Origin of the sequence: Rhodococcus sp. NPDC056506 (assembly GCF_042794945.1) — a bacterium.
Lineage (GTDB): Bacteria > Actinomycetota > Actinomycetes > Mycobacteriales > Mycobacteriaceae > Rhodococcus_F.
The window spans coordinates 310,259-334,295 of sequence record NZ_JBHTSW010000002.1; the positions used below are offsets into that span (position 1 = coordinate 310,259).

24 protein-coding genes are annotated in these 24,037 nt (G+C 61.6%); 13 read left to right on the top strand and 11 right to left on the bottom strand.

Going from position 1 to position 24,037, the window contains the following annotated elements:
- Positions 1-21 precede the first annotated feature (21 nt).
- Positions 22-897 carry an SGNH/GDSL hydrolase family protein gene (locus tag ACFQ6H_RS03645; protein WP_378643969.1) on the bottom strand — a complete coding sequence of 292 codons (876 nt, stop codon included), beginning with the start codon at positions 895-897 and terminating at the stop codon, positions 22-24.
- 136 nt (positions 898-1,033) lie between these two features.
- Between ACFQ6H_RS03645 and ACFQ6H_RS03650 the strand changes: the two genes are divergently transcribed.
- The 3 genes from ACFQ6H_RS03650 (at position 1,034) to ACFQ6H_RS03660 (ending at position 4,527) form a co-directional block, all read left to right on the top strand.
- A complete protein-coding gene (locus tag ACFQ6H_RS03650) occupies positions 1,034-2,317 on the top strand; it encodes a PucR family transcriptional regulator (protein WP_378643972.1) in 1,284 nt (427 codons plus the stop codon).
- Between the two features lie 23 nt (positions 2,318-2,340).
- Positions 2,341-3,741, top strand: a complete 1,401-nt coding sequence (locus tag ACFQ6H_RS03655) for a serine hydrolase domain-containing protein (protein ID WP_378643975.1) — start codon at positions 2,341-2,343, stop codon at positions 3,739-3,741.
- A gap of 147 nt (positions 3,742-3,888) precedes the next feature.
- Entirely contained in the window at positions 3,889-4,527 is a 639-nt protein-coding gene (locus ACFQ6H_RS03660; protein WP_378541944.1) for a YdcF family protein, read from the top strand.
- A gap of 2 nt (positions 4,528-4,529) precedes the next feature.
- Here ACFQ6H_RS03660 and ACFQ6H_RS03665 read toward each other — a convergent pair whose 3' ends face one another.
- Entirely contained in the window at positions 4,530-5,438 is a 909-nt protein-coding gene (locus ACFQ6H_RS03665; RefSeq protein ID WP_378643978.1) for an AraC family transcriptional regulator, read from the bottom strand.
- A gap of 175 nt (positions 5,439-5,613) precedes the next feature.
- Between ACFQ6H_RS03665 and ACFQ6H_RS03670 the strand changes: the two genes are divergently transcribed.
- A complete protein-coding gene (locus tag ACFQ6H_RS03670; protein ID WP_378530827.1) occupies positions 5,614-6,306 on the top strand; it encodes an alpha/beta hydrolase in 693 nt (230 codons plus the stop codon).
- 55 nt (positions 6,307-6,361) lie between these two features.
- On the opposite strand, the gene ACFQ6H_RS03675 is transcribed toward ACFQ6H_RS03670, so the two are convergent.
- Both ACFQ6H_RS03675 and ACFQ6H_RS03680 read right to left on the bottom strand, forming a co-directional pair.
- Positions 6,362-6,793 carry a MarR family winged helix-turn-helix transcriptional regulator gene (locus ACFQ6H_RS03675; protein WP_378541948.1) on the bottom strand — a complete coding sequence of 144 codons (432 nt, stop codon included), beginning with the start codon at positions 6,791-6,793 and terminating at the stop codon, positions 6,362-6,364.
- A gap of 161 nt (positions 6,794-6,954) precedes the next feature.
- Entirely contained in the window at positions 6,955-7,623 is a 669-nt protein-coding gene (locus tag ACFQ6H_RS03680) for a DsbA family protein (protein WP_378643980.1), read from the bottom strand.
- Between the two features lie 91 nt (positions 7,624-7,714).
- Between ACFQ6H_RS03680 and ACFQ6H_RS03685 the strand changes: the two genes are divergently transcribed.
- Positions 7,715-8,590 carry a helix-turn-helix domain-containing protein gene (locus ACFQ6H_RS03685; protein WP_378541952.1) on the top strand — a complete coding sequence of 292 codons (876 nt, stop codon included), beginning with the start codon at positions 7,715-7,717 and terminating at the stop codon, positions 8,588-8,590.
- On the opposite strand, the gene ACFQ6H_RS03690 is transcribed toward ACFQ6H_RS03685, so the two are convergent.
- Both ACFQ6H_RS03690 and ACFQ6H_RS03695 read right to left on the bottom strand, forming a co-directional pair.
- Positions 8,577-9,572 (bottom strand): ABC transporter substrate-binding protein, encoded by a 996-nt coding sequence (locus ACFQ6H_RS03690; protein ID WP_378541954.1) that lies wholly within the window; start codon positions 9,570-9,572, stop codon positions 8,577-8,579. The two genes, ACFQ6H_RS03685 and ACFQ6H_RS03690, sit on opposite strands and share 14 nt — an antisense overlap.
- A gap of 6 nt (positions 9,573-9,578) precedes the next feature.
- Complete coding sequence (locus ACFQ6H_RS03695) at positions 9,579-10,973, bottom strand: MFS transporter (RefSeq protein ID WP_378541956.1); 1,395 nt, start codon at positions 10,971-10,973, stop codon at positions 9,579-9,581.
- A 119-nt stretch (positions 10,974-11,092) separates the two neighbouring features.
- Here ACFQ6H_RS03695 and ACFQ6H_RS03700 point away from each other — a divergent pair, with 119 nt between their 5' ends.
- Complete coding sequence (locus ACFQ6H_RS03700) at positions 11,093-11,755, top strand: TetR/AcrR family transcriptional regulator (protein WP_378541958.1); 663 nt, start codon at positions 11,093-11,095, stop codon at positions 11,753-11,755.
- Positions 11,756-11,762: 7 nt separating this feature from the next.
- On the opposite strand, the gene ACFQ6H_RS03705 is transcribed toward ACFQ6H_RS03700, so the two are convergent.
- Positions 11,763-12,983, bottom strand: a complete 1,221-nt coding sequence (locus ACFQ6H_RS03705) for an SfnB family sulfur acquisition oxidoreductase (RefSeq protein ID WP_378541960.1) — start codon at positions 12,981-12,983, stop codon at positions 11,763-11,765.
- 98 nt (positions 12,984-13,081) lie between these two features.
- Between ACFQ6H_RS03705 and sfnG the strand changes: the two genes are divergently transcribed.
- On the top strand, positions 13,082-14,206 hold the full coding sequence (sfnG, locus tag ACFQ6H_RS03710; RefSeq protein ID WP_378541962.1) for a dimethylsulfone monooxygenase SfnG: 1,125 nt from the start codon (positions 13,082-13,084) through the stop codon (positions 14,204-14,206).
- Positions 14,207-14,218: 12 nt separating this feature from the next.
- Here sfnG and ACFQ6H_RS03715 read toward each other — a convergent pair whose 3' ends face one another.
- Positions 14,219-15,739 carry an aldehyde dehydrogenase family protein gene (locus ACFQ6H_RS03715; RefSeq protein ID WP_378643983.1) on the bottom strand — a complete coding sequence of 507 codons (1,521 nt, stop codon included), beginning with the start codon at positions 15,737-15,739 and terminating at the stop codon, positions 14,219-14,221.
- A gap of 127 nt (positions 15,740-15,866) precedes the next feature.
- Between ACFQ6H_RS03715 and ACFQ6H_RS03720 the strand changes: the two genes are divergently transcribed.
- Both ACFQ6H_RS03720 and ACFQ6H_RS03725 read left to right on the top strand, forming a co-directional pair.
- Positions 15,867-17,009, top strand: a complete 1,143-nt coding sequence (locus ACFQ6H_RS03720; protein ID WP_378541965.1) for an acyl-CoA dehydrogenase family protein — start codon at positions 15,867-15,869, stop codon at positions 17,007-17,009.
- A gap of 9 nt (positions 17,010-17,018) precedes the next feature.
- Positions 17,019-17,711 carry a GntR family transcriptional regulator gene (locus ACFQ6H_RS03725; RefSeq protein ID WP_283305416.1) on the top strand — a complete coding sequence of 231 codons (693 nt, stop codon included), beginning with the start codon at positions 17,019-17,021 and terminating at the stop codon, positions 17,709-17,711.
- 27 nt (positions 17,712-17,738) lie between these two features.
- Here the strand turns inward: ACFQ6H_RS03725 and ACFQ6H_RS03730 are convergent, their stop codons facing one another.
- Positions 17,739-18,428, bottom strand: a complete 690-nt coding sequence (locus ACFQ6H_RS03730; protein WP_378643987.1) for a TetR/AcrR family transcriptional regulator — start codon at positions 18,426-18,428, stop codon at positions 17,739-17,741.
- Between the two features lie 44 nt (positions 18,429-18,472).
- On the opposite strand from ACFQ6H_RS03730, the gene ACFQ6H_RS03735 reads away from it, so the two are divergent.
- The 3 genes from ACFQ6H_RS03735 (at position 18,473) to ACFQ6H_RS03745 (ending at position 21,840) form a co-directional block, all read left to right on the top strand.
- A complete protein-coding gene (locus tag ACFQ6H_RS03735) occupies positions 18,473-19,351 on the top strand; it encodes an oxygenase MpaB family protein (RefSeq protein ID WP_378643990.1) in 879 nt (292 codons plus the stop codon).
- Positions 19,352-19,455: 104 nt separating this feature from the next.
- Positions 19,456-20,595, top strand: coding sequence for a serine hydrolase domain-containing protein (locus tag ACFQ6H_RS03740; protein ID WP_378643992.1), 1,140 nt, complete (start codon positions 19,456-19,458; stop codon positions 20,593-20,595).
- A 150-nt stretch (positions 20,596-20,745) separates the two neighbouring features.
- On the top strand, positions 20,746-21,840 hold the full coding sequence (locus tag ACFQ6H_RS03745) for a diguanylate cyclase (RefSeq protein WP_378643995.1): 1,095 nt from the start codon (positions 20,746-20,748) through the stop codon (positions 21,838-21,840).
- 9 nt (positions 21,841-21,849) lie between these two features.
- Here ACFQ6H_RS03745 and ACFQ6H_RS03750 read toward each other — a convergent pair whose 3' ends face one another.
- Positions 21,850-22,062 (bottom strand): DNA-binding protein, encoded by a 213-nt coding sequence (locus ACFQ6H_RS03750; RefSeq protein WP_378541969.1) that lies wholly within the window; start codon positions 22,060-22,062, stop codon positions 21,850-21,852.
- Positions 22,063-22,094: 32 nt separating this feature from the next.
- Entirely contained in the window at positions 22,095-23,525 is a 1,431-nt protein-coding gene (locus ACFQ6H_RS03755; protein WP_378643998.1) for an MFS transporter, read from the bottom strand.
- Between the two features lie 63 nt (positions 23,526-23,588).
- On the opposite strand from ACFQ6H_RS03755, the gene soxR reads away from it, so the two are divergent.
- On the top strand, positions 23,589-24,029 hold the full coding sequence (gene soxR / locus ACFQ6H_RS03760; RefSeq protein ID WP_378541971.1) for a redox-sensitive transcriptional activator SoxR: 441 nt from the start codon (positions 23,589-23,591) through the stop codon (positions 24,027-24,029).
- Positions 24,030-24,037: the final 8 nt, after the last annotated feature.

A 24,037-nucleotide genomic window follows, 5' to 3' on the forward strand; every position in this document is an offset into this window, starting at 1 on the left:
GAATTGTGCTGGGAGAGAAGCTCAGGACAGAGCGTCGACGACGGCGTTGCCGATCGCCTGCATGCCGGCCGCAGTGGGATGCAGGGGAACCGCCGGCTGGGTGGGGACGATACCGGTGTAGTACGCAGTGGCAGGGTCTGTGCAGATGTCATGTCCGGCAGTGGCTTCGGTGATGTCGATGTACTCGATACCGTGACGCGCCGCGGTGGCTGCCATAACCGTGTTGCCGTAGTCGATGACACTCTGGAGATAGTCCGCGTCGCGCGGCCAGAACGGCTGGGCGCCGGGGCATCCACCGTTGGCGATGTACGTCCCGTATCCGATCACGACGATGCGTGCCGAGGGTGCCCGGTCGCGAACTACTTCGATCATGGAACTCCAACCTGCGGAGGCATTTTCGATCATCTGTCGCTGTTGATCGACGCCACCGGTGGTGAACTTGTCACGGCAGGACGTTCCGGTGGGTTCGGGGAGTGGATTGACGCAGCTCAGAACTGTCGGAAACAACGAGATGTCGTTGGCGCCGATGGTGATGGTGACGAGGTCGGTATCAGGCCCCAATGCTGTTGCCTGCGGTGATACTTGACCGGAGAACGTGGATTGTGCGGTGTCCGTGACGTTGGCGGATCGCGCCGACGAGCAGGTCATATCCGTGAGTTGAGCGCCGAGTTCTCGCGCCACCACGGACGGGTAGTTGTCGAGTGATCGTAGACAGCCCGGTGACGACGAGTCCTGCGCGGTGACCAGTGGGCCGGCCGCCGCGGAATCGCCGAGTGCGACGTACTGGATAGCGCTGACAGGTGTCTCGGCGCTTGACACACCGGTCCCGAGAGCCGCGATCGAACCGGCAGTCACGACGCCTGCCAGAATGGCTGCGCTGCGCGTCTTCCACGTCACTCGGGGCTCCTATTGGTCGAAGGTGAGACTTCCAGTCATGCCACTGATTGTGAATTCGTGAGTGGCGTGGGTTACATAGTGATAGGAAAAAGGCAGGTCGGCCTTGTGGTGGCAATTCAATTCTGTGGAGGGTTTTGTGTCTGGAAACAAAGATCTGCCGTTCGAGCCGATAATGGTTGGTGGCAGATCTCTGGCCGACCGATTGGCGCAGCGCACCCATCCGCTGGTCATTGCGACGGTTGATCTGGTGCACCGCGACGTCACCTTCTATCGTTTGCTCCCCGACGAGGCATTGCGGAACGACGTCACGACCATCGTCAGACGCAATCTGGAACTGTTCATCTCGATGCTGCGGACGGGTGCTGATCTGGCGCCCGAGACGCTCGCGGACATCAGTGAGTCCGCCCGTCAGCGAGCTCAGGAATTGGTTCCGCTCGGCGAGGTGTTGCGGGCTTATCACCTGGGTGCGGGGCTTTGGTGGGAGACGATATCCGAATGGGCGCTCGCACAGGACGGTGTGGCTCTCGCGCGCACCGGACGACTCTTGAACGCATATGCTGCGGCGTCGACGTCGGCGGTTCTTGCCGGCTACGGCTCCGACCATGCCACCCAGACGGACGAGGATTCTGCGCGAAGGTCATTGTTCGTAGCACTTTCGACGGGTGTCGATGTTGATCGGGTCTCCGACGACGTGGGCATCAGGTTGGCGCGCCTGTACTGGGTGGTGGCGCTGCACGTCGAGCGCAACGACGACGAGTCCTCGACCGAGGTGGACACTGCCGTTGCCGAGCGGAGAAAGGTGCGCCACCTGCAACGAGAGTTGGATCAGGTGGGGCGGGACAAAGCCCTCGGGGTGCTCGGCAGCAGCGGCGGAGCCGTCCTGATTCCCATTGTGGAATCGGAACCCGCAGAGGGAAGCTGGGCATCGAGTCCGCAGTACCTCGCCCTGTGTCGCCGGTTGGGTGATCTCGAGAAGGTCATCGGTGCATCGACGGCTGCCGCCGTCGACGTCGCGGCACCAGCAGCAGTTCCCGCAGCGGTGAAGCAGGTGCGCGAGGTGCTGAACGTTGCCCGAAAGTACGGACGTACCAGTGGGGTCGTTCGTCTCGAGGATCTTGCAGTCGAGTATCAACTGACCCGGCCAAGCGCTGCGCTGCCGATCCTCGCAGATGTGTTGTCGCCGTTGGAGTCCGATACTGCCGTGCTCGAGACACTCGAATCTTTCATCGACTCCGGATTCGATCGCGCCGCCACCGCCCGGCAGTTGCACGTGCATCCGAATACTGTGGTGTACCGCCTGCGTAAAGCGAGTTCCCTGACAGGACTTGACCTGTCGGCGCCGAAAGATCTTGTGCAGGTCACCATGGCGCTGGGAGCGCGTCGCGCAATCGGAATGGAGGCGGACACTTCCCAAACGTGATGCGTCTGTGGTTCTCTGTGAACGTGTCTGATTCTCGCGGTTTTCGCCGCGCTCTTTTGATTCCCCTGTTCGGTGCTTTGATTGCCGGTTCAGTCGCGGCACCTGTGGGAGCTTCCCCCGCCTCTTGTGAGAACCCCGGTACGGCTGGGGAATTCACACAGCTTCCCGCAGCGGAACTGGGTTTCGACGCTGCGGCGCTGCAGCAAGCAGTCGACTTCGGCACAGCCAAAGCGTCGACGTCCATACGTGTGTTGCGGCATGGATGTCTCGCGGCGTCCAACGTCGACGGCGTCGCCGATGCGATTCCGTTCCCGTTGGCTTCTTCGTCGAAAGGCGTAGTTGCGCTCGCCGTCGGCAGGGCGAACACACTCGGATTGTTGGGACTCGACGATCGAGTCGGTCAGTACATCGGGGGACTTGACCAGGAACACGCTGACATCACAGTTCGGCAGTTGCTGACTCAGTCGTCCGGGCTCGACTTCTCGTGGGGTGCTGACATTGCGGGCTACTACACAGACGCGGTGCAACAGACGCTGCACCTTCCGTTCGTGGCCGAACCGGGAACCAAGTTCGCGTACGGACAGACCACTGTCACGGTGCTGACCCGGATCGTCCAGAATGCGGCGGGACGGGACTTTCAGGATTTCGTGCAACAAGAGTTGTTCGGCCCCTTGGGGATTCCGCGTGACCACTGGGTATGGGTGCGTGATCGTTCGGGTGACACCATCGGAGCCGGTGGATTGGCGATCCGGCCGGGAGACATGGCCAGGCTGGGTCAGCTGATGGTGCAACGAGGCGCGTGGCGTGATCAGACGTTGATCGACTCCGCCTACATCGACGAGTTGTCCGCGCCCTCTCCGTCCAATGGTGGGTACGGCTTCTTGACCTGGGTGAACGCGGGCGAAAACTTCTATTCCGTGAATGCGCCGGTGAGCAAGTATGTTTCGCATCCGGTGTGGCAGAACGCGCCTCGGGACCTCTACGGTTTCGTCGGAATGCTCGGGCAGTTGATCGTCGTGGTTCCCAGCCGTGACCTGGTCATCGTAAGGGACGGATTGACGAGCTACTTCGACCCTGCAGACCCGTCGGCGGGATTGACCGGTGAATCGAATCCTGATCTTCAGGAGTTCTTGGGGCTTGTCGTCGCTTCGATCGTCGACGTTCCGCCGCCTCCGTACGTCGGGCCTTCTCCACACGGTTCAGGCGGTCCCCTGATCGACGATCCGTCACAGCTTGTCGGCTTCGCGAATCCCGAACTGATCTTCGACACCATTGTCGGGACGGGGCGAGCCGGAACATCTGGATGCAACATTGTGATCTGCAACAACGAATTGTTGCCGTCCAGTGTCGCCCACCTGCTCGGGGATGCTGCAGCTCAGATCGGAAATGCGGCGGGCGCGTCGAATCGAGACGCTGGTAGATGACGGTTTCGAAACCAAATCGTTGTGAAACCTTCATGTTTAGTCTGTGTGACGGTCAGTGAACAGTAAATTTAGGTCAAATGATGCAATCGCGACAAAACGTTCGTTACCGTGTGCTGGACAACCGACAATTTTTGGGGGTTCGGCTACATGGCAAATGTTCGTAGGTCTCTGACGAAGGGATTGATTGCTGCTTCGGTAATCGCCGCAGCCGGTGTGGGATTGTCGCCGGCGACAGCGAGCGCCGACATCACTCCGACGACGGTCGTCAACGGCATCCTGTCGACGGTGGGTGGGTGCCAGACGCCGGTGCGATCCCTCATCCTTGCGTGCACGAGTGCTGAGACGCTGACGCGTCAGTCGCCGGTGTTGCTGGACCTCAATCCGGTGGGCACCAACATCGTCGTTCTCGGTGCAGGACTCTTCGATGACGGCACGATGCGTCCGATGCTGGTCGACCGACTTCAGGCGGCACTGCAGCTAGCTCGTCAGTACCCGCAGTCTCCGATCATTACGAGCGGTGGGGCACCGAAGTCGGGTGTCACTGAAGCCAGAGCCATGCGCGAATGGCTCGTCGCCAACGGCGTTGACCCGGGCCGGATCACCGAAGAAGGCACGTCGTGGTCCACGGTGGAGAACGCGCTCAACTCTGCGCGGATTCTCGCCGATCGAGGCGCGACCGGCGTGGTTGTGGTCTCGAGCGCCAATCACGTGGAGCGCGCGATGGTGGACTTCCGGGTTGCAGTTCTGGGCCGGATCCCGGTCGCCGGTGTGATCGCGGCGACCTGACGTCAGCGATTGTGGGAGTTGGATTTCCGCCAGTTCAACGGTGAGGCGTCGAATCGTCGACGGAAGGCGCGGCTGAACGCGGCATCGGATTCGTAGCCGACAGTTATTGCAATGGTTCCGACCGACTCGGTGGTTTGCACGAGTAGTTCGGCGGCGCGGTCGAGTCGGCGCTCGGTAATGTAAGCGCCGGGTGTCTGGCCGACCAGTCGCGAGAAGCGCTCTGCAAAAGACGATCTCGACAGCGTGGAGAGCTTGGCCAGTTCGTCGATGGTCCAGTTGCGTGACGGGTCGTTGTGTACGGCCTCGAGAGCCTGTCCGATTCGTGGATCCATGGCTGCGGTCAGCCATCCGCCGTTCGATCCGTCGGCTCGTGCCCACGCTCTGAGAATCTGGACGAAGAGAAGGTCGAGAATCCGGGAAACCATCACGGAGGAACCAGGTTTCGGATCGTCCACCTCAGCACCCAACAGTCGGCTGCTCACCTCGAGCCACTCGACCGGGGTCCCCGGCGTCGCACGCAACTCGACGAAGTCCGGCAGAACTGAGAGCAGTCGCTGCGCTGCGACGTCGTCGAGTGTGAAAGTCCCGAACAGCCAACGAGTCTCGGTGATCGGAACCATCGGAATCGCATTCTCGATCGTGTGGGCAAGTCCGTGAGGCAACAGTACGAGTTCCCCGGGGCTGAGTTCGATCGGGGCCTTGCCCTGCGTTCTGATCACGATGTCACCGTGCTCGGCAATGTGAAGTGCACGCACTCCAGCGGGGACCTCCACGGTGAAGTTCTCGTCATGGACGCAGCGATGAATCTGGTCGCCGCGTAGGTGAACGACTTCGAGAACGTGCGAGAGGGTATCCCGGGTTCGAGTCTCGTCGGTGGTGGGTACGTACCGCTGTGATGATGGGCTCGTCATGGATCGATCACTCCGATGATCTCGGGCATTCGGCGTTTCTGCACAAAAACTTGGCAATCTGGTCATGGTTATTGATCCAGGATCCCCTTAACGTGGGTAACAGGCAAGGCCCTGATTTCGAAGGCTTGCCGATCGTCGGAGTATTCGTCGCACTGCGTATCTGGAGGAGTTGGTCATGGCAGAGAAGGTAAACATCGTTCTGGTGCATGGAGCCTGGGGAGACGGTTCTCATTGGCGTCACGTCATACCCACCCTGCACAACGCCGGGCATCGAGTGGTTGCGGTTCAGAATCCACTTACTTCGCTCGCCGACGACGTGGACCGCACCAGGAAGCTGGCCGAATCGATGGACGGCCCGACCCTGCTGGTCGGACACTCGTACGGCGGCGCGGTGATCACCGGCGCGGGCCATGCGGAAAATGTTGTGGGACTGGTGTATATCGCTGCCTTCGCGCCGGACGAGGGTGACAGCCTGGGGAGTATCTTCGCCCGCACGGATCAGCCGGCGGGAGCGGCGAACATCGCGCCGGATGCCGAGGGCTTCTTGTGGATCGCCCCGGACAAGTTTCAGGAGAGCTTCAGCCAGGATCTCGACGACACCGAAGCATTGGTCATGGCATTGACGCAGAAACCCATTGCGGGTCAGTGCTTCTCGGACCCATCGGGGCCGCCGGCATGGCGCGGGAAGCCCAGTTGGTACCAGGTCTCAGGGCAGGATCGAATGATTCCGCCGGAGACCGAGCGATGGATGGCAGAGCGTATCGGTGCCCGCGAGATCGAGGAACTCGACGCAGGCCATGCATCGTTGGCGTCTCACCCACACGAGGTCACCCAGTTGATTCTGCGTGCTGCAGCCGAAGTGTCGTGACCCGGTAAGTTCGTCCGACTGTTCGAGTTGGCTCTAACCCACAACTGTTCTCGTGTCAGTCCTTGGCCTGAGCGAGCCGACGTAAGAGGGCTGTCAAAGTGGTGATGTCATCGGTGTCCCACTGCGCCAAACGAGCACGCCAGCGTTCGAGCTGCTGGGTGCGGTAAGTCGTGAGCTTCGTTCGGGCTTCGGGCGTCAGCGCGACCAACTTTGCGCGGGCATCGTCGGGATCGGGAATGCGTTCGACCAGACCAAGCCTGGCCGCTGCATCGATCTGCCGGGTCAGTGTCGACTTCTCGATGTTGAGTATCGAGATCAGGTCTGCCATCCGAACAGCGTCGGACCGGCTCAGGATCACGAGAACGTGGTACAGAGCGGGGTCGAGTTTGGGATGAATCGCGCGTGCGTCGTCGCGCGAGCGTGCCCGACCCTTCTGCCACATGTCGGTAAGTTCCATCTCCAGGCCGGTGATCGGATCTGAAACCACAGGTTTTCCTCCCCTTGGTGCAATTTGTTCCGATGTTCATCAAACCAGAACGGGGAGGTGTGTGAATTCGGTGAACCGCTGCTGTGCGAAAGGTACGTTCGGTGCACTGAAGGCGCTGAACGTACCTTTCGCTCGGGAAGGGGTGGCGAGGACGGGGGTGGTCAAGCCACCGCATACGCCCGCACGCACGTGTTCAGATCGCGGGTGAGATCGGCCGCGGTACTGGTCGGCGAACCGAATTTCACGACGGACCCGTCGCTTCCGTGGAACAGGAGCGTCGGAAACGAAGTGGCGCCGAGCCTGCGTGCTCGCACGAAATCGGCGCGGGCGGCATCCTTCGAAGCGGCGGTGAACAGGGAAGACACTGCGGCAGAGGGGTCGAGTCCGAGCGATGTTGCAACAGTTCGGTACGTCTCGGGATCGGAGAGGCTGCGACCGTCTCGGTAGAACGCGATCTGCATGGCCTCCGCGATGTCGAGCGCGAGTGTCGGGTCTTGCGCGCGCAGCGCGGCGAGTCCGATCGCGGCATCCGTCGAATCCATGACGAACCGTCCGTCAGCCACCAGTTGTGAATATCCGTCACCGAAGACGGCTCCGGTCTGAGCTGCGATGGTGGCGTTGGCTGATTTGAGGTACGGAGCCGAAGACATAGGTGCGACGCGCTCGCCGGTGAACAGTCCGCCGCTGACTACGGACAAGTCGATGGAATCGGCATTTCGACGGACGAACTCCGTCAATGCAGGGCCGAAGCCGAAACACCATCCGCAATAGGCGTCGAAGACGTAGGTGAGTTGTGTCTTGCCTGCTGTTGTCGGGCCTGCTGATTTCACTGTGGATTCCTATCCGAGCGCGAACTGATTGATACTGTGACGGTATGTCGCATTCGGGTATTCGGTCACGGTGAAGATGAGTCCCGAACTAGTGAAAAACAGACAAGTACCCGTCCGGGACGTCGGGTACGCATCTTCGGTTGCTGATGCGACCGAGATCGAGGTTCTCAGCCTGGACACCATTCGCATCAACGGGGGGAGCGCCGAGTTCGTCGGCCCTCAACGTCCGCAGTTTCACCTACTCGCGCTGGTGACCGAGGGCTCGGCGCTGCACACCATCGACTTCGTGAACTACGCGGTCAGCCCGGGGACTGTGTTCTGGGTCAGACCGGGGCAAGTGCAACAGTGGGGTCGAATCCAGGATTTCGAGGCGACGGTTGTTTTGTTCACACCCTCGTCGCTCGATGCCGTCAGCCAGCAACTGTTGGACGGTAACGCTCACAGTCGGCAGGCCGCGTGGCAGTTGTCCGGCGAGAACCTCGAGACCATCAGCACGGGTATGAAACACCTGAATCTCAACTACGGCTGCCCGGATACTTCTGCGCCGGTCGTTCGCGCGGCCATTCTGCGGCACACGCTGACCGCAATTCTGTTGAAGCTGACCCATCTCGGTGGGCAGGAACAGAGCTCGGTGCTGGCGCACAATGACGTATTCGAAAGGTTCCATTCCGTTGTCGAACGTGACTTCGCCACGGTCCGTTCGGTTTCGGAGTACGCCAACAAGATCGGGTACTCCGAGAAGACTGTATTGCGGGCTACCCGAGCCGCGGCCGGAATGACGGCAAAGCAGTACATCGATCAGCGCGTGGTGCTCGAAGCGAAACGTCTACTGTCGTTCGGTACGGACACGGTCACCCAGGTGGCGTCGAAGTTGGGGTTCGACGATTCTGCGAACTTCACGAAGTTCTTCGCCACCCGGGTGGGTGTTTCTCCGCTGACTTTCCGTCAGGACGTCAGAGCGCGCTGAATGCCGCCCATCGCGCGTCGGCACTGTCGAGGGTTCCGATGCTGCTCTGCCCCTTGCCATGTGCGATGCCGTCCAGGTCTTGGATGATCCAGTAGATCGCAAACGGATGGCTGCCGAACCAGAGATCGCCGCTGACGTCCAGTGCGTGCGCCGGATCGGGCGCCAGGTTGTCGAACAGCGGAGTGTTTCGCACGATGGATGCGTCGTACTGCTGGCCGGACAGCACGGCGACGGTTTGCGCAGCATGCTCGGGCAGGAGCTCCGGGGAGACGGGTGAAATCGTGCCGGTGTCTTGATTGTTGGTCGCGTTGACTTCCGACACCGGCCTGGTGAAACCCGCCTCGGTGACCAATGTGGAGATGGGAGTGGTCGGTGGCACGGTGAACAGGTTTCCGCTGTAGCCGAGAAGTATTGCAAGGCTCTGGCCGGCCGCCGCGATCTTGACGTCTTCGAGACCGGATTCCAGCTTTTCGATCATCGCGGTTGCTTCGCTGTCTCGATCAAGCTGTGCCCCAGCTTGTTCCAGCACATCACGCCACGGTGCCGAGTAGGGGAGGACCAAGGTCGGCGCCACGGCGTTGATCTGAGCGAACAGACTCGGTAGTGGGCCGGCATTACTCATCAAGATCTCGTCGGGTTCGACCGACGCGATCTCCTCGACGGCGGGGTTGGCAAAGAAGGTCGGTTTGTCGAGAACTTCGACGCCCTGCTCGCGCAGAATTGTTTTGGCGACGTCCGATCGCAGGGTGCTGTAGACGACGGTGGGCTTCACACCGAGCGCGAGTGCACTCAGGCCCGCATACTCGTCGAGCGCGAGAATGCGCTGCGGTGATGCCGGAACTTCGACGGTGCCGAGTTCGTGTGTGACGGAGCGAGTTGCAGAAGCGGTGTCGGACTCGGCGGAGCTGCTGCACGCGCTTGCACCGGCAACGGTGAGGAGAAGCGCCGAGACGATGCCGAATGCGGTTCGGGTGGTGAACATCTGAGGTCAACGATCCATTCGTGGGAAGAAGAAGGACAGGAGGGTTCCGGCCAGTAGCAGGCCGGAGCAGACGAAGAGGGCTTGGGAGTATCCGGAAACCAGTGCTTCGGTCGGTGCGCTGTCCGAGCGCGCCGTCGAGGAAGCGGCGACGCTCACGAGAACGGCCAGTCCGAGTGAACCGCCGATCTGACGCGACGTGCTGAGCAGCCCGGATGCCATGCCGACTTCCTCGGGAGGAGCGTCGGCCGTGGCGACGTTGCTGAGCGGCATGAACGACAGACCGATGCCGATGCTCGCCAGAAGCGAAGGCACCAGGATGACGGCCCAAAAGGGGCTGTCGACGTTCATGGTCGAGAAGATGAAAGTTCCGATCGCTGCGACTGCTGTTCCGACTACGAGCAGCGGCCGAACTCCGTAGCGCGGAAGGAGTTTGGTGGACGCAAGGATGCCGATGACCAAGCCGAAGCAGAAGGGCAAGAAAGCCAGACCGGTGATGGTCGGCGAATAGCCCAGCCCACGTTGCAGGAAGAGTGAGACGAAGAAGAACGCGCTGAACTGTGCCGCGCACACCAGGCACATGATGGCGTTGGCCAGCCCGATTCGGGGTCGAAGCAGGGTGGACAGTCGTACCAGTGGGGTGGCACAGCGGCTTTCGACCACAACGAAGGCGGTCAGCAGGGCGATCGTGAGCGCGAATCCACCCAGCACGTAACCTGAAGTCCAGGAATGTGATTCGGTGGCGATGACGGTGCCGACCAGGGCGGTGATGCCCGTCGTCGCCAAGATGGCCCCAGGGAGATCGAGGGAGCCGCCTCTGGCGGCTTGGCCGGCCGGCAGTCCACGGGCGCCGGCAACTGCGGCGAGCAGGGCCACCGGTGCGCCGGCGAACATCACCCATCGCCAACTGAGCCCTTCGGTCAAGATGCCACTCAGTACGACACCGAGTGCGCCGCCGAGCGCTGATGACATTGCCCCGATGCCGAATGCCTTCGCCCTGGCGCGTCCGGTGGGAAAGGCTTGGCTGAGGGCGGCGAGCCCGGCCGGCGCGATCATCGCAGCGCCGACGCCTTGAAGCGCCCGAGCTCCGACAAGCATCTCGGCGGACACGGAGAAGGTGCCGACGATGCTGACGAAGGCGAACAGCAGAAGCCCGGAAACCAGAACCCGACGAGTGCCCATTACGTCGCACAGACGGCCGCCGAGAAGCAGCAGTCCGCCGAAGGCGAGGGCGTACGCGTTGACGACCCAGGACAATCCGGCGTCGGAGAAGTTCAGTGATTTCTGGATGTCGGGCAGTGCGACGTTGATGACCGACATGTCGAAGGCCACCAGGAACTGTGCTGCCGCGGCGGCTGTGAGGATCAGAGCAGGCGCCGCTACCGCCCGGGTTGTTGTTGTCATTGCAGGTAACCAATTTGTATACGCGTTCTCATAAGTAGTTAGGTTTACCTTGCTGAGGGCTGAGATGCAAGGGGTTCCCCGGGCGAGAGCGTCGTAGCAGGGGCGCGCACAATCGACGGATGGCCGAAAAGATGGAACCGAGATCACCGCGGCTCGGACGTCCCCCGACGATCACGGCGGAGCAGATAGTCGACGAGGCGAAACGGCAACTTCAGTCCGGTGGCGCCGACGCATTGAGCATGCGAGCGTTGGCGAAGTCGCTCGGCACCACACCGATGGCGCTGTACCGGCACGTGGGCGACAAGGAACAGCTGATCAGTGCGGTTCTCGATGTGTACTCACAAGACCTCGGTTCACTGGTCCTGCCACAGGATCAGGTCGAGCGCCTTCGCATGATCTTTTCCGCGATCTTCGAAAAGCTGGCGTCGGAGCGCTGGATCATCGAGTTGCTTCAGCGCGGAGGGCGCGGCGGGAGCGGCGCTGTGGTCTTGGTGGACCGGGCGATGGCCGCGTGTGTCGAACTCGGTATGTCCCCGCGTCGCGCACTGTTGGTCTATCGAGCACTGTGGAACTACACGCTCGGTGCGCTGCTCAACATCTACGACACCACGACGCGGCCGGAAGGCAGTGTGTCACCTCTCGCGGTCAAGATCCGGGAAATCGGGCCCGAGAAACTGCCGGTACTCAGTGAGGTGCTCGAGGACTGGCCTGCAGGGACGACGACTGAGAGTTACTTGGAAGGTCTCGACGTCTTGATCAGCGGGTACGTGAATTCCGGCTAGTCGGCGATTACAGCAGGCCGTGCCTCGGTGGGATTGTCCCGGACAGCGTCCAGCGCCCGATGTGTTGGACCTTCCATCGGGTCGGATCGTGGAGGGTGTGGGTGCGTGCGTCACGCCAGAACCGCGAGAGGTTCGCAGACTCGCCTGCGCTTCGGGTACCGCCGATTTCGAACAACGTGCTCGTAGCCGCCAATGACGCCCTGGCGCCGACCACCTTGGCAGTTGCGGCGTCGATGGACGCTCGGGCTGTGGAGTCCTCGGTGGGATCACGACGCGCCACGTCGATCGATCGCGCTGCCTCCGCCAAGAGGGATCGGGCAGCGCGAACCTCGATAGCCGCTTCGCCTGCGAGTTGAACGAGCAGTGGATCCTCCACCGCCGTATCGACTTTCGCCTCGAAGAAGGGACGTGCTTTCGCGGCGAGTTCCACGGATTCGCGCAGTGCGGCTGACGCGATGCCGGTGTCGATCGCGGCGTGCAGTATCTGTGCCTGTGCCCCGTAGGTGGTCGGATGCGCGAACAGCGATGTGAAGGGTACGACGTTGAACCGCGGCACCGACACGGATTCCAGGGTCACGGTTCCGCTTGCAGTTGTCTTCTGCCCCATGCCGTCCCAGTCGTCGACGATCGACAGTCCGGGTGTATTCCGAGGTAGGTAGACCACGGATTTCACTTGCGCGCCGGTCTCGGTGAACTGGTCCGCATTGGCCGCACGCACTACGATCCAGTCTGCGAAGAGCGCTCCCGTGCAATAGAACTTGCGACCTTCGAGCAGAAAGTCTTCGCCGTCGGGAGTGAGAGTGGTGCCGTCGATGTCGATGGTCTTGTTGCCGCGCTCGCTCTGGGCGTTGGCGAACTGCTTACCCGACAATGCCTCGGCGTAGAAGAACTGCTTCTGCTCGTTCGACCCCTGATACCGAAGCGCTTCCAGGAAGGTGAAGTGGCTGTGGGGAATCTGCGCGATGCTGGGATCACCTTCGGCGAGTAGACGGAAGACCTCGGTCAACGTCTCGGTGCTCGCGTCGATTCCACCGAACTCCCTCGGCACCGAGAGTCCGAGCAGGCCGGACTTCGCCAGGGCGCGGACCTCGTCGTGGGGAAGAAGGCGCTGCGCATCGCGGACGCCGGCACCTGCCGCGAACTCGGCGGACAGCTGTGACGCCACCGAGAGCGCCTCGTCTTCGCTGGTGATGCGGTGCGCGATCTCCTGAATGTCCACAGCAGTCATGCTGCCACCGTTTCACGGTCGTAGCACCCACCCAACACTTACAACCTGTGTGATCGCTACCCTGGAAATAGCCGGGAACTGCATGTTTGCTGGACATTATGTCTACTGAACGTATCGCCGACGAGATCAAGTTCGCCTACTGGGTGCCCAATGTCAGTGGTGGTCTGGTCACCTCCGACATCGAGCAGCGGACCAGCTGGGACTACGAGTACAACAAGAAGCTGGCGCAAACCGCCGAGAACAACGGCTTCGAGTACGCCCTGAGTCAGGTTCGCTACGAGGCGAGTTACGGGGCCGAGTTCCAGCACGAATCCACGAGCTTCAGCCTCGCGCTACTCCTGGCAACGGAGAAGCTCAAGGTGATCGCCGCGGTACACCCCGGACTCTGGCAGCCGGCAGTATTGGCGAAACTGGGTGCTACCGCTGATCATCTGTCGAACGGTCGATTTGCCGTCAACGTCGTCAGCGGTTGGTTCAAGGACGAGTTCACTCACCTCGGTGAGCCATGGCTCGAGCACGACGAGCGCTATCGGCGTAGCGCCGAATTCCTTGAGGTTCTTCGCAAGATCTGGACCGAGGACGACGTCGATTTCCGCGGAGACTTCTACCGCATTCACGACTTCACGTTGAAGCCGAAGCCTCTCAACACTCCGGAGCGTCCCAATCCCGAACTGTTCCAAGGTGGTAACTCGGCGGCAGCCCGAGAGAACGCCGGCCGCTATTCGGATTGGTACTTCAGCAACGGCAAGGACTACGACGGAGTCACCGAACAGTTGGTCGACGTTCGCCGGGTTGCTCGCGAGAACGATCGGGAGGTGAAGTTCGGGCTCAACGGGTTCATCATCGCCCGCGACACCGAGGCCGAAGCAAAAGACACACTGCGGGAAATCATCGCCAAAGCCAACCGCCCTGCGGTCGAGGGATTCAAGAATGCAGTTCAGCAGGCAGGCGCGTCGACCGCGTCCAAGGACGGCATGTGGGCGGATTCCAAGTTCGAGGACCTGGTTCAGTACAACGACGGCTTTCGCTCGCAACTGATCGGCACGCCGGAGCAGATCGCTCATCGGATCGTCGAATATCGCCGTCGCGGTGTCGATCTGATTCTCGGTGGGTTCCTCCACTTCCAGGAGGAGATCGAGTACTTCGGGGCCAAGGTGCTTCCGCTGGTTCGTGAACTCGAAGCAGCCGACAGTGCCGAACAGGTGCTCGTCACTGCCGGCTGATCGCCCGACCTCTCAGGACTTTGAGTGGCGCTTCGCCAGCATCCAACGAGAGATCTTCATGTCTCGAGCTTTTCTCTCGATGGTCAGCAGGTCCAGCGGAGCGCTGAACTTCTGAACGGCAAGTGATTTTACGCTGCTGAACTCACGCAGACCGTCAGCTCCGTGGATACGGCCGAATCCGGAATCGCCGACCCCGCCGAACGGCAGGGCGGCGATTCCGGCGAATCCGAGAACCGAATTGACCGTGACGACACCGCATTCGAGCTTCTCGGCAATCGCTCTGCCCTTCGACGAACTCTTGGTGAACACCGAGGCGCCCAAGCCGTACTTCGACGCGTTGGCGCGCTCGATCCCCTCGTTCATGTCGGCCACCTTGTTCACCACCACGCTCGGGCCGAACGTTTCCTCGGTGATCGCAGTGGAATCCTCCGGAACATCCGTCAGGATGATCGGATCGATGAACGGACCGTTGAACGAATCAAGTCCGCCGAGTACAGCTTTCGCACCGCGTCCGAGAGCGTCTTCGATCTGACCCCGGACTATCGCAGTCTGCTTTCCCAACGTCATCGGCCCGTAGGTCGAGCTGTCGGTGGCGCCGGCGTGGGCGTCCCGTAGTGCGGCTGTGAGTTTGGACAGGAAAGCGTCGTACACGGGTGCTACGACGTAGATTCGCTCGACGCCGGCGCAGGTCTGTCCGCCGTTGCCCACTGCCCCGAACGCGGCGAAGCTGACGGCTGCATCGAGGTTGGCGTCGGCGTCCACCAGCATGGCGTCCTTGCCGCCACATTCGGCGACCAGGGGAGTGAGGGTGTCCGCGCAGGCGGCCATCACACGCTTCGCGGTAGCGGTCGAACCGGTGAATGCGATCTTGTCGACACCGGACGAACACAGAAGTGCGCCGGTTTTGCCGTCACCGGTAATGGTCTGCAGGACAGGGTGTCCGGGTGCAGCGATGTTCCACAAGCGGGCCAATTCGACGCCGACGCCCGGTGAGAGTTCGCTCGGTTTGAACACGACGGCGTTACCGGCGGCCAGTGCGTAGCCGATCGACCCCATCGGTGTGTACAGCGGATAGTTCCAGGGACCGATCACGCCGACGACGCCCATAGGCCGGTAGCCGACTGAGGCAGACTGGTTGGCGCTGATCAGTCCTGCGCCGACGCGTCTGCGGCGCAACACTTTCTGTGCGTTGCGTGCCGCCCAGTCGAGATGTTCGACGGCCAGCATGACTTCGAGTAGTGCGTCGTCGCTGGGTTTTCCCGTCTCGGCGGAAATGATCGCCGCCATCGATTCGGCGTGAGTGGCGATTGCGGCGCGGAAATTTCCGAGCACCTTCCGGCGGCCTTGGAATCCGAGTTGATCCCACCACTTCGATGCGGTGCGAGCTGCGGAGACTGCCTTCTCGATCGCCTGCTGATCGGCGATGGGGTGCTGCGCGACCACGGAGTCGTTGCGAGGGTCGAGGCTCGCGAAGGTGTGGTCGTCCGATTTCGGATCTGTAGACGTGCTCTGGCGTCCGAGCTGTTCTGTCATGTTCTTCAGATCCTCCACATGTCGGTGCATCACATATATGTGATGTGATTTACTGTGCTGGTAGTCACAGTATGCGTCGGACGGAGCTCCGACAAGCCTCCAGTCTCATCTCACTCGGGAGTTTTCGATGTACATGGATTTCACGCAGGAGCAGTCTGATTTCGCCAAGTCGGTAGCGGCGTTCTGCAAGAAGGAAAGTGGGACCCGTGAGCAGCGAGATCTGCTGACCGATCATGGCGCCCATAACCACAACCAGGCGTTCTACGAGAAGATGGCCGAATTGGGATGGCTCGGGCTGACCGTCCCGGAGGAGTACGGCGGATCGGCCGGAAGCACGGTTGACCTGTGCATCTTCCTGGAGGAAGCCGCCAAAGGGATGGCGCCGATCGGTGGACTCGGCCCGACCGTCATCACCGGGGCCGCGTACGAGAAGTTCGGAAGTCCGGAGCAGAAGGAGGCAGTGCTCGGCGGGATCGTCCGCGGCGCCTCCCAGTCGATCTCGATGTCCGAACCCGAAGCAGGTTCCGACGTGGGCAATCTGAGTTGCCGCGCCGAGAAGGTCGACGGCGGGTGGCTGATCAACGGCCAGAAGACGTGGTGTTCCAACGCGCACTTCGCCGAGAACATCCTCCTGGTGGCTCGTACGTCCAGAGGTGAAGGCAAGCATGAGGGCCTGTCGATGTTCCACGTGCCGGCTGACATCTCCGGATTGAAGATCAGTGGAATCGACACCATGGGTGGCAAGGAGGTCAACGATCTGTACTTCACCGACACGTTGCTGCCCGAGGACGCGGTGGTCGGGGAAGTCGGCAACGGCTGGCGTCAACTCATGGCCGGACTCAACATCGAACGCCTCATCCTCGCTGCGATGATGCTCGGGACCGCACAGCGCGCTTTCGACGACACCCTCGAATTCGTCACCACGCGTAAGCAGTTCGGCCGTCCGGTCGGATCGTTCCAGGCGCTTCGGCACCGGATCGCGGATCTCGCCACCGAGATCGAATGTGGCCGTCTGCTGGTCTACAGCGTGGCCCGGATGGTCGACGCAAACCCGACCAAGATGTTCCCGCGGGAAGCGTCGATGGCCAAGCTCAAGCTGACCGAGACCGCCAAGAAGGTCGCGCTCGAGGGGATGCAGATGATGGGTGGGTACGGTTACGCGACTGAGTTCGACATGGAGCATCATGTGCGAAAGACTCTTGTGTCCTCCATTTATGGTGGTACCAACGAGATTCAGCGAGACATCATCGGCAAAACGTACGGACTGTGAGGATCGGTTGTGGCAACGTCTGCACGCACTCGGAGAGCGACATCTGAGCTGAGGAGACGGCCACAGTTGTCGGAGGACGTGGCCAACCACGTTCGCAACCTGATCATGTCCGGCTCGGTTCGTCCGGGCGAGTTCGTCAGGCTGGACGAAACCGCAGCCGACCTCGGGGTCAGCGTCACGCCGGTGCGAGAAGCCCTCGTCGCATTACGCGGCGAGGGGATGGTCGAGTTGGTTCCGCATCGCGGCTATCTCGTTTCACCCCTCAGCCGCCAGGACATCGAAGATATCTTCTGGTTGCAGGGGCAGATCGCGGTCAAGCTGGCCTTGCGGGCGATGGACAGCATCACCGCTGATCAACTGGTGGAACTCGCGGAGCTCAATGCCGATTTGCGAGCGGCGGTCGACGCCTCGGATGCAGCTGCGATCGAGCAGTGCGAATTCGAGTTCCATCGCCTGATCAATCGCGCTGCAGGCGGAGCGAAACTGGCGTGGTTCCTGTTCGGCGCGATTCGGTACACCCCTGCTCGTCTCTACGCGACCGATCCCGGATGGGGTGAGCTTGCGGTATCGAGTCACGACAGCCTGATCGAAGCGTTCGAAAAAGGTGACCGTGAGCAGGTCGACGCGCAGATGGGTCTGCAGTTCTCCGACGGCGCTGCCCGACTGCTGGCGCACCTCGACAACATCGGTATCTGGGACTGAATCAGGAGCTCACGACGGAGCAGGAACTCAAGACGGTGGTAGGGCGGGAGCGAGCAGGATCGCCGCACACTCGGCGGCCAGTTCTTCTTCCGTCACGTCGATGTACCCGTCGAGCCATGCACTGAGGGTTTGCGCCAGACCGCCGACCAGGAACGTTGCCGTCAGGGTCAGATGACCGCTGTCGTTCAATCGGTAGAAGGTCTTGGCGTTGGCAGCCAGGAGACCGACGAATATCGTCGTCGACGCTTGGCGTTTCTCGGCCAGGACAGGGCTCGTCAGGGCGCTGGAGAACAGAAGACGTCCGCGGCGGGGATCGTTCGCGATAGTGCGGACGATGTTCGCGATCCCGGCGAGCGCCTTGCCGCGTTCGGTCTCGGCGGCGTCCACCGCAGCCTGGGTTGAAACGGCGATATCCGTGATGACTGTGTCGTAGACGGCCGACATCAATGCATCACGATCGGTGAAGCTCTCGTAGAAGTACCTCGCCGCGACACCGGCCTGCTTGCACACTCCTCGGACCGTCAGTTCGGGATCGGTCGACCCCATGAGTTCCAAGCCGGCCTCGATCAGCGTCTCCCGTCGTTGGGCTACGCGCAGCGCGCCGTCGACGCCACCGTACGAACGCGGTTGGTCATTCATGAAGACCATCTTGGCATCTCGGTGTTGATTGAAATCTCGGCGTTGCTTGACATCTCGGCATTTCAGCGTTTCACTCATCTGAGAACGTGCGTTCGCAGATGCGACTTCGAAGGGGTTCTGCCATGACGGTGAGTAGGGATTCGATCGACGGGCGCGGGAAAACGTCGACAAGTGTTGACGCCAAAGCGATCGACATCGACGCGGAAGTCGAAAAGGCGATGTCCGGACTCGGGTTGTTGGCCGCCGGCGCGAACGTCATCATGCAGTTGGCGCGTCCGGCGGTGGGGTACGGCGTGTACGAGAGCAAGGTCGAGACGGGTCGGTTGGACCGACACCCGGTCAAGCGAACCCGGACGACGCTGACGTATCTCGCGGTCGCGAGCCTGGCGACGGACGAAGAAAAGAAGCTGTACCGACGCGCAGTCAACGGCTCGCACAAGCACGTTCGCTCCGACGAGAACAGCGCAGTCGAGTACAACGCATTCGATCCCCAACTGCAATTGTGGGTGGCCGCCTGCCTGTACCGAGGCTTCGAGGACGTGTACAAAATTCTGTACGGCGATCTCGATCCGGTGACCCAGGACGCGTTCTATCAGCGCAGCGCGACCTTCGGTACGACTCTTCAAATGCGCCGCGACATGTGGCCGGCGGACCGGGATGCGTTCGAGGTCTACTGGAACGAGAACCTCGGCAAGGTGGCCATCGACGAGACGATTCGTGAGCATCTGTACGGGATCGCGTCGGCGACATTCACGCCGAAGTTGTTGCATCCCGTGGTCGGCCCGTTCAATCGATTTGTCACCACCGGGTTCCTTCCCCAGGTCTTTCGTGACGAGATGCGGCTCCCGTGGTCAGTGTGTCGGCAGCGTAATTTCGACCGATCCATGCGCGTCGCCGCGCTGGTCAATCGGTTCAGTCCGAAGATTCTGCGGATGTTCCCCTACAACTTCTATCTTTGGGATCTGCGTCGGCGCATCGCCAAGGGAATTCCGTTGGTCTGAACAAACTCTCGGACCTGAAGTGATTGACACCACAGGCAAATTGGACACATACTCAAGATAGTTGAAGTTGACGTCAAGTTTCATCATTCCTGTGGAGGCTGTCAGTGGCGAACATCGAAGGCGTATGTGACCAGCGATTCTCTGGTTTGAAGGAGGCACTGGCACGCAATCTCGATACCGGCGAGGATGTCGGGGCAGCGATAGCACTGACGATCGACGGCGAATCCGTCGTCGACATGTGGGGCGGTTGGGTCGACGTCGAGCACACTGCTCCTTGGGGCCGCGACACCGTCACCAACGTCTGGTCCTGCAGCAAGACCGTGACCGCGCTGGCCGCGCTCATGCTCGTCGACCGCGGCTTGCTGGATCTCGATGCCCCGGTCGCGCAGTACTGGCCCGAGTTCGCCGCAGCAGGCAAGGATCGTATTCAGGTGCGGCAACTGCTCTCGCACACCTCGGGTGTGTCGGGGTGGGATCAACCCTTCACCTTGGAGAACATCTGCGACGACGAGTACGCCACCGCCCGGTTGGCGACCCAGGCCCCCTGGTGGGAGCCGGGTACGGCATCCGGATATCACGCCCTCAACTACGGTCACCTGATCGGTGAGGTCGTCAGGCGCATCGACGGACGAACCCTCGGCCGCTTCATCGACGAGGAAATTGCCGGTCCGCTCGATGCTGATTTCCGCCTGGGCTTGCCGAAGTCCGAGTACGGGCGAGTCTCGAATGTCATTGCACCACCGCCGTTGCCGATCGACATCGCGGCACTCGGGATGGACAGCATCATGGTGAAGACCTTCTCCGCACCGCCGGCCGACGCTACAGGTTCGTGGACCGACGGGTGGCGCGCCGCCGAGATCGGCGCGGCCAACGGTCATTCGAATGCGAGGGCGCTCGCACGCATCCAGTCGGTGATCGCGTGCGGTGGCAAGGTCGGTGACGTCCGTCTGCTGTCGGAGGAGACCATCGACAAGATCTTCGAGGAGCAGTCGTACGGGGTCGACCTCGTCCTCGGTGTGCCGGTTCGATTCGGCGTCGGATTCGGCTTGCCGGCGCCCGAGTCCGTCCCGTTCATTCCGGAGGGGCGAATTTGTTTCTGGGGTGGTTGGGGAGGCTCGCAGATCATCATCGACACCGACAAGCGCATGACGTTTTCGTACGTGATGAACAAGATGGGGCCGGGTCTGCTCGGTTCGGAGCGATCGGCGCAGTACGTATCGGCCGCCTACGACGCGCTGACCTGATCGGCCGTTCCCGAATCCGGCAGAACGGTTTGTTTGTCCGTCGGCGCTGACTATGCTGCCGGATATGCCAGTGTGTTCCGGGGGGAAGTCAGCATGTCCGCTACGTCGAAGTGTGCCCGAAAGTTGCAGACCTGCGCCGGTTGAACTGTGATGAACGGTCTCGTCGAAGTTGTCATGCGCTGGTGGCGGTTGCCGGACCAGTTTCACAGTTTCAGTCGCTACCTCGAGGACCGTGGGTTCTTGGCTTCCTGCCGGGCACTGGTCGGCGGAACCGCGTTCTGGATGGGGTTGGTGTTGCTGTCGGCGCGCTTCAGCGACGTCGGTCCGCAAGGTACGTTCTGGCGAGCAGTAAATCTGACAGTCATTGCGATGTGTGTCGGTGCGGCCCTGATCTGGTGGTTGTTTCCGCCGACGCCGTTGTGGTCGTACACCTTTGTCGTGGGGTCCGACCTGGCGATTGCGGCAGCATCGGCAACCGACTCGGAACCGCTGGGGCGGCTCATCGCGTGTGTCGTTTTTGCGTCGATCGGTGGCTACATTGCGTTCTTCCACAACCCGAAACTGCAAGTCGGTCACCTGATCTTCGCCTCGATCGTCACGGTGCTGTCCGGGTGGACCCTGCTGTTCGGCTCAACAGCCGACGTCGGGTTGGGACTGGCGAAGATCTCGGTTGTGCTGGCTACGATTATCGTGATTCCCGTTGTGTCACAAATGGTTCTGGCGGTCCTGGGTTCGGACGCCACTACCTCCGACATCGACCCGTTGACAGGACTGCTCAACCGTCGCGGACTGGCGCGTCGGGTGAACGACTTGATGGGCGCCCCGGTCACCGAAGCGGACGCACTGCTCGTAGTGGTGATCGACCTCGACCGCTTCAAGACGATCAACGACGTTCACGGCCATGACGTAGGAGACAGCACGATCATGCGAACTGCACTGCGCATCCGTTTGTGGACAACCCAGTCCGCCTTGACAGCTCGTATGGGCGGTGACGAGTTCGTCGTGGTGGAGCGGGTACCGGTCAGCGTGATTTCCAGGCTGGAAGGACAGATTCGCTCCGCGATGGACGGGGCGGCCGATGATCCGCCGACGAGCGCGAGCATCGGAATGGCGGTCCGCACCGCGCCACGGAATTCGGACGAGTCGGTCGACGAAGCCTTCGCCGAACTGTTCCGCGTTGCAGATTCGGCAATGTACGAAGCGAAGCGGGAAGGTGGCAACCAGGTTCGCGCGAGCCTGGTCTGATGTGAGAGTTCAGTCGGTGAAACTCAGACCACGTTCGGCGAGTGCTTCGCGCAGAATCCTCAGTGCCTTGGGCCCCATCCCGTGCAAGGCGCCGAGTTCTTTTTCGGACACGGACGTCAGTTGTGCGAGGTGGGTGTAACCCGCTCCGATCAGCGCGCGCTGTGCCGGAGCGCCCGTTTTCGGGAAGTCGGTTTCCACTGTGTCCGGATCCGGTTCTGTCACTGGCCAACTCCTCCGTGTGGGTTTTCCACAGTTTAGCGAGCGTCGTGAACGATTTCGGGTCTGTCGACTTTGTCGAGCGTTCGCGGAAGTGCGCGAACTGCCACGGCAATGCCGATGATCGCGACAGCGGCGAAGGTGAAGAGGAGCAATTGTGCAGAACGAAGCGTCGACGGTTCGCCGATGTTCACCAGCACTCCGGCCAAAGCTGCGCCGAAGGCGTTGGCGATCAACTGCACGGTGTTGATGGCAGCCGAGGCCCGAGCACCTTCCCCGGGATCGGCGACCGAGGTCATCGCACCGACTGCGAGATGAGGCCAGGCGATGCCGATTCCGACGCCGGCGACCAGCAGTCCGATCACCCACGCGACCATCGCACCCGCGCCGGCGTGCTCGGTGAGAAATGCTGCCATGATGCCCAACCCGATCGCGACGAGGATAGGGCCGCTGACAACGATTCGACGCACGATACGAGGGGTCGTGGCTGAGGCGCTCGGGATTTCGCCGAGAGTCCAGCCCAGAGCGAGTGCGGCGCCGAGGAATCCGGCGGCGAGCGGTGCCAGTCCGGCAAGTCGTTGGCCGAAGAGTGGAATGAATGTCTCGACGGTCGACGCGACGGCGAGGACGACGATGGTCAGGTACACCCATTTGAGAGACGACGCTTTGAACGTCGACGGTGGCAGTACGCCCTGGCCCGAGCGGCGATCTGCGGCGACAAAAGCGATCAGCAGCAGCACAGCGGCGAGGACCATCCCGGCGGTCACTGCGAGGTTGGACAGAATTCCGGCGACGCTGACCAACAATGCTGCCGCGGTCAGCAGCGCCAGTGAGAGGACCGGTACCGGGCTACTGGCGGTGCTGCCCGGTTCATGCGCTGGTAGGGCGCCGGGAACGAGAGCGGCAACTGCAATCGTCGCGACGACCAGAACGCCGAAAGCCCATCGCCAAGCACCGAATTGAGCAAAGACACCGCCGATCGCGGGCCCGGCGAAGGTGCCGACTCCCCACATCGCCGAAACCAGCGCAGCCCCGCGCGTCCACAGATGTTTGGGGAGCGCGGAATTGATGACGGCGTAACCGAGACCGGCCAGCAGGCCACCTCCCGACCCCTGGATTGTGCGGCCGACCAACAGCATTTCCATGGTCGGGCTGACCGCACATACGACGGTGCCGAGCGCGAAGATCGCGAGGCCGATCAGGTAGGCCCCGCGCGGTCCCCTGGCTGCGAGGACGTTGGTGACCAGCATCGAGGAGATGACGGAAGCGATGAGAAAGACCGTTGCGGTCCAGGCGTAGTACTGCTGACCACCGATGTCGTCGATGGCAGTCGGAAGCAGGCTGGTCGTCAGGTAGACGTTGGTCGCATACAGTGCGACGCCGCCTGCGAGGACGGTAGCGGTGCCGAGGTATCGACCGCTCAGGAGCTGTCGCCAGGTTCCGGCGGGAGCATCGGTAGGGGAGTGCATGTTGTCGAAGGTAGAATCTCAAGTGCGCTTCAGGTCAATGTTGCGCAGCCATTGGGAGGCAAAATGATCCGCAAGAGTGACGAACTTCTCTCGATCGGTGAGGTCTCGGCGCGAACCGGCGTCGCCGTGTCGGCGGTGCGTTACTACGAAACACTCGGTTTGGTTCCTGCGGAGCGGACGGCGGGAAACATGAGGAAGTTTCCGCGTCACTCGATCCGGCGGGTGTCGTTGATCCAGTTGGCAGTCAGGTTCGGGATACCTTTGGCCGAAGTTGCCGAGGTCTTCGAGTCGTTGCCGCAGGGGCGAACTCCGACGAAGAAGGACTGGCGCAAGATTTCGACCGAGTGGAATCAGCGCCTCGAGGATCGCAAGCAGGCCATCGCGCGAATGCAGGACGAACTGACGGGCTGCATCGGCTGCGGGTGTCTGTCACTCAAGACGTGCAACCTGCTCAACCCTGGAGACGAACTGGGCCGGGAGGGTCCCGGCGCCAGACGTCTCTGAAACTTCTG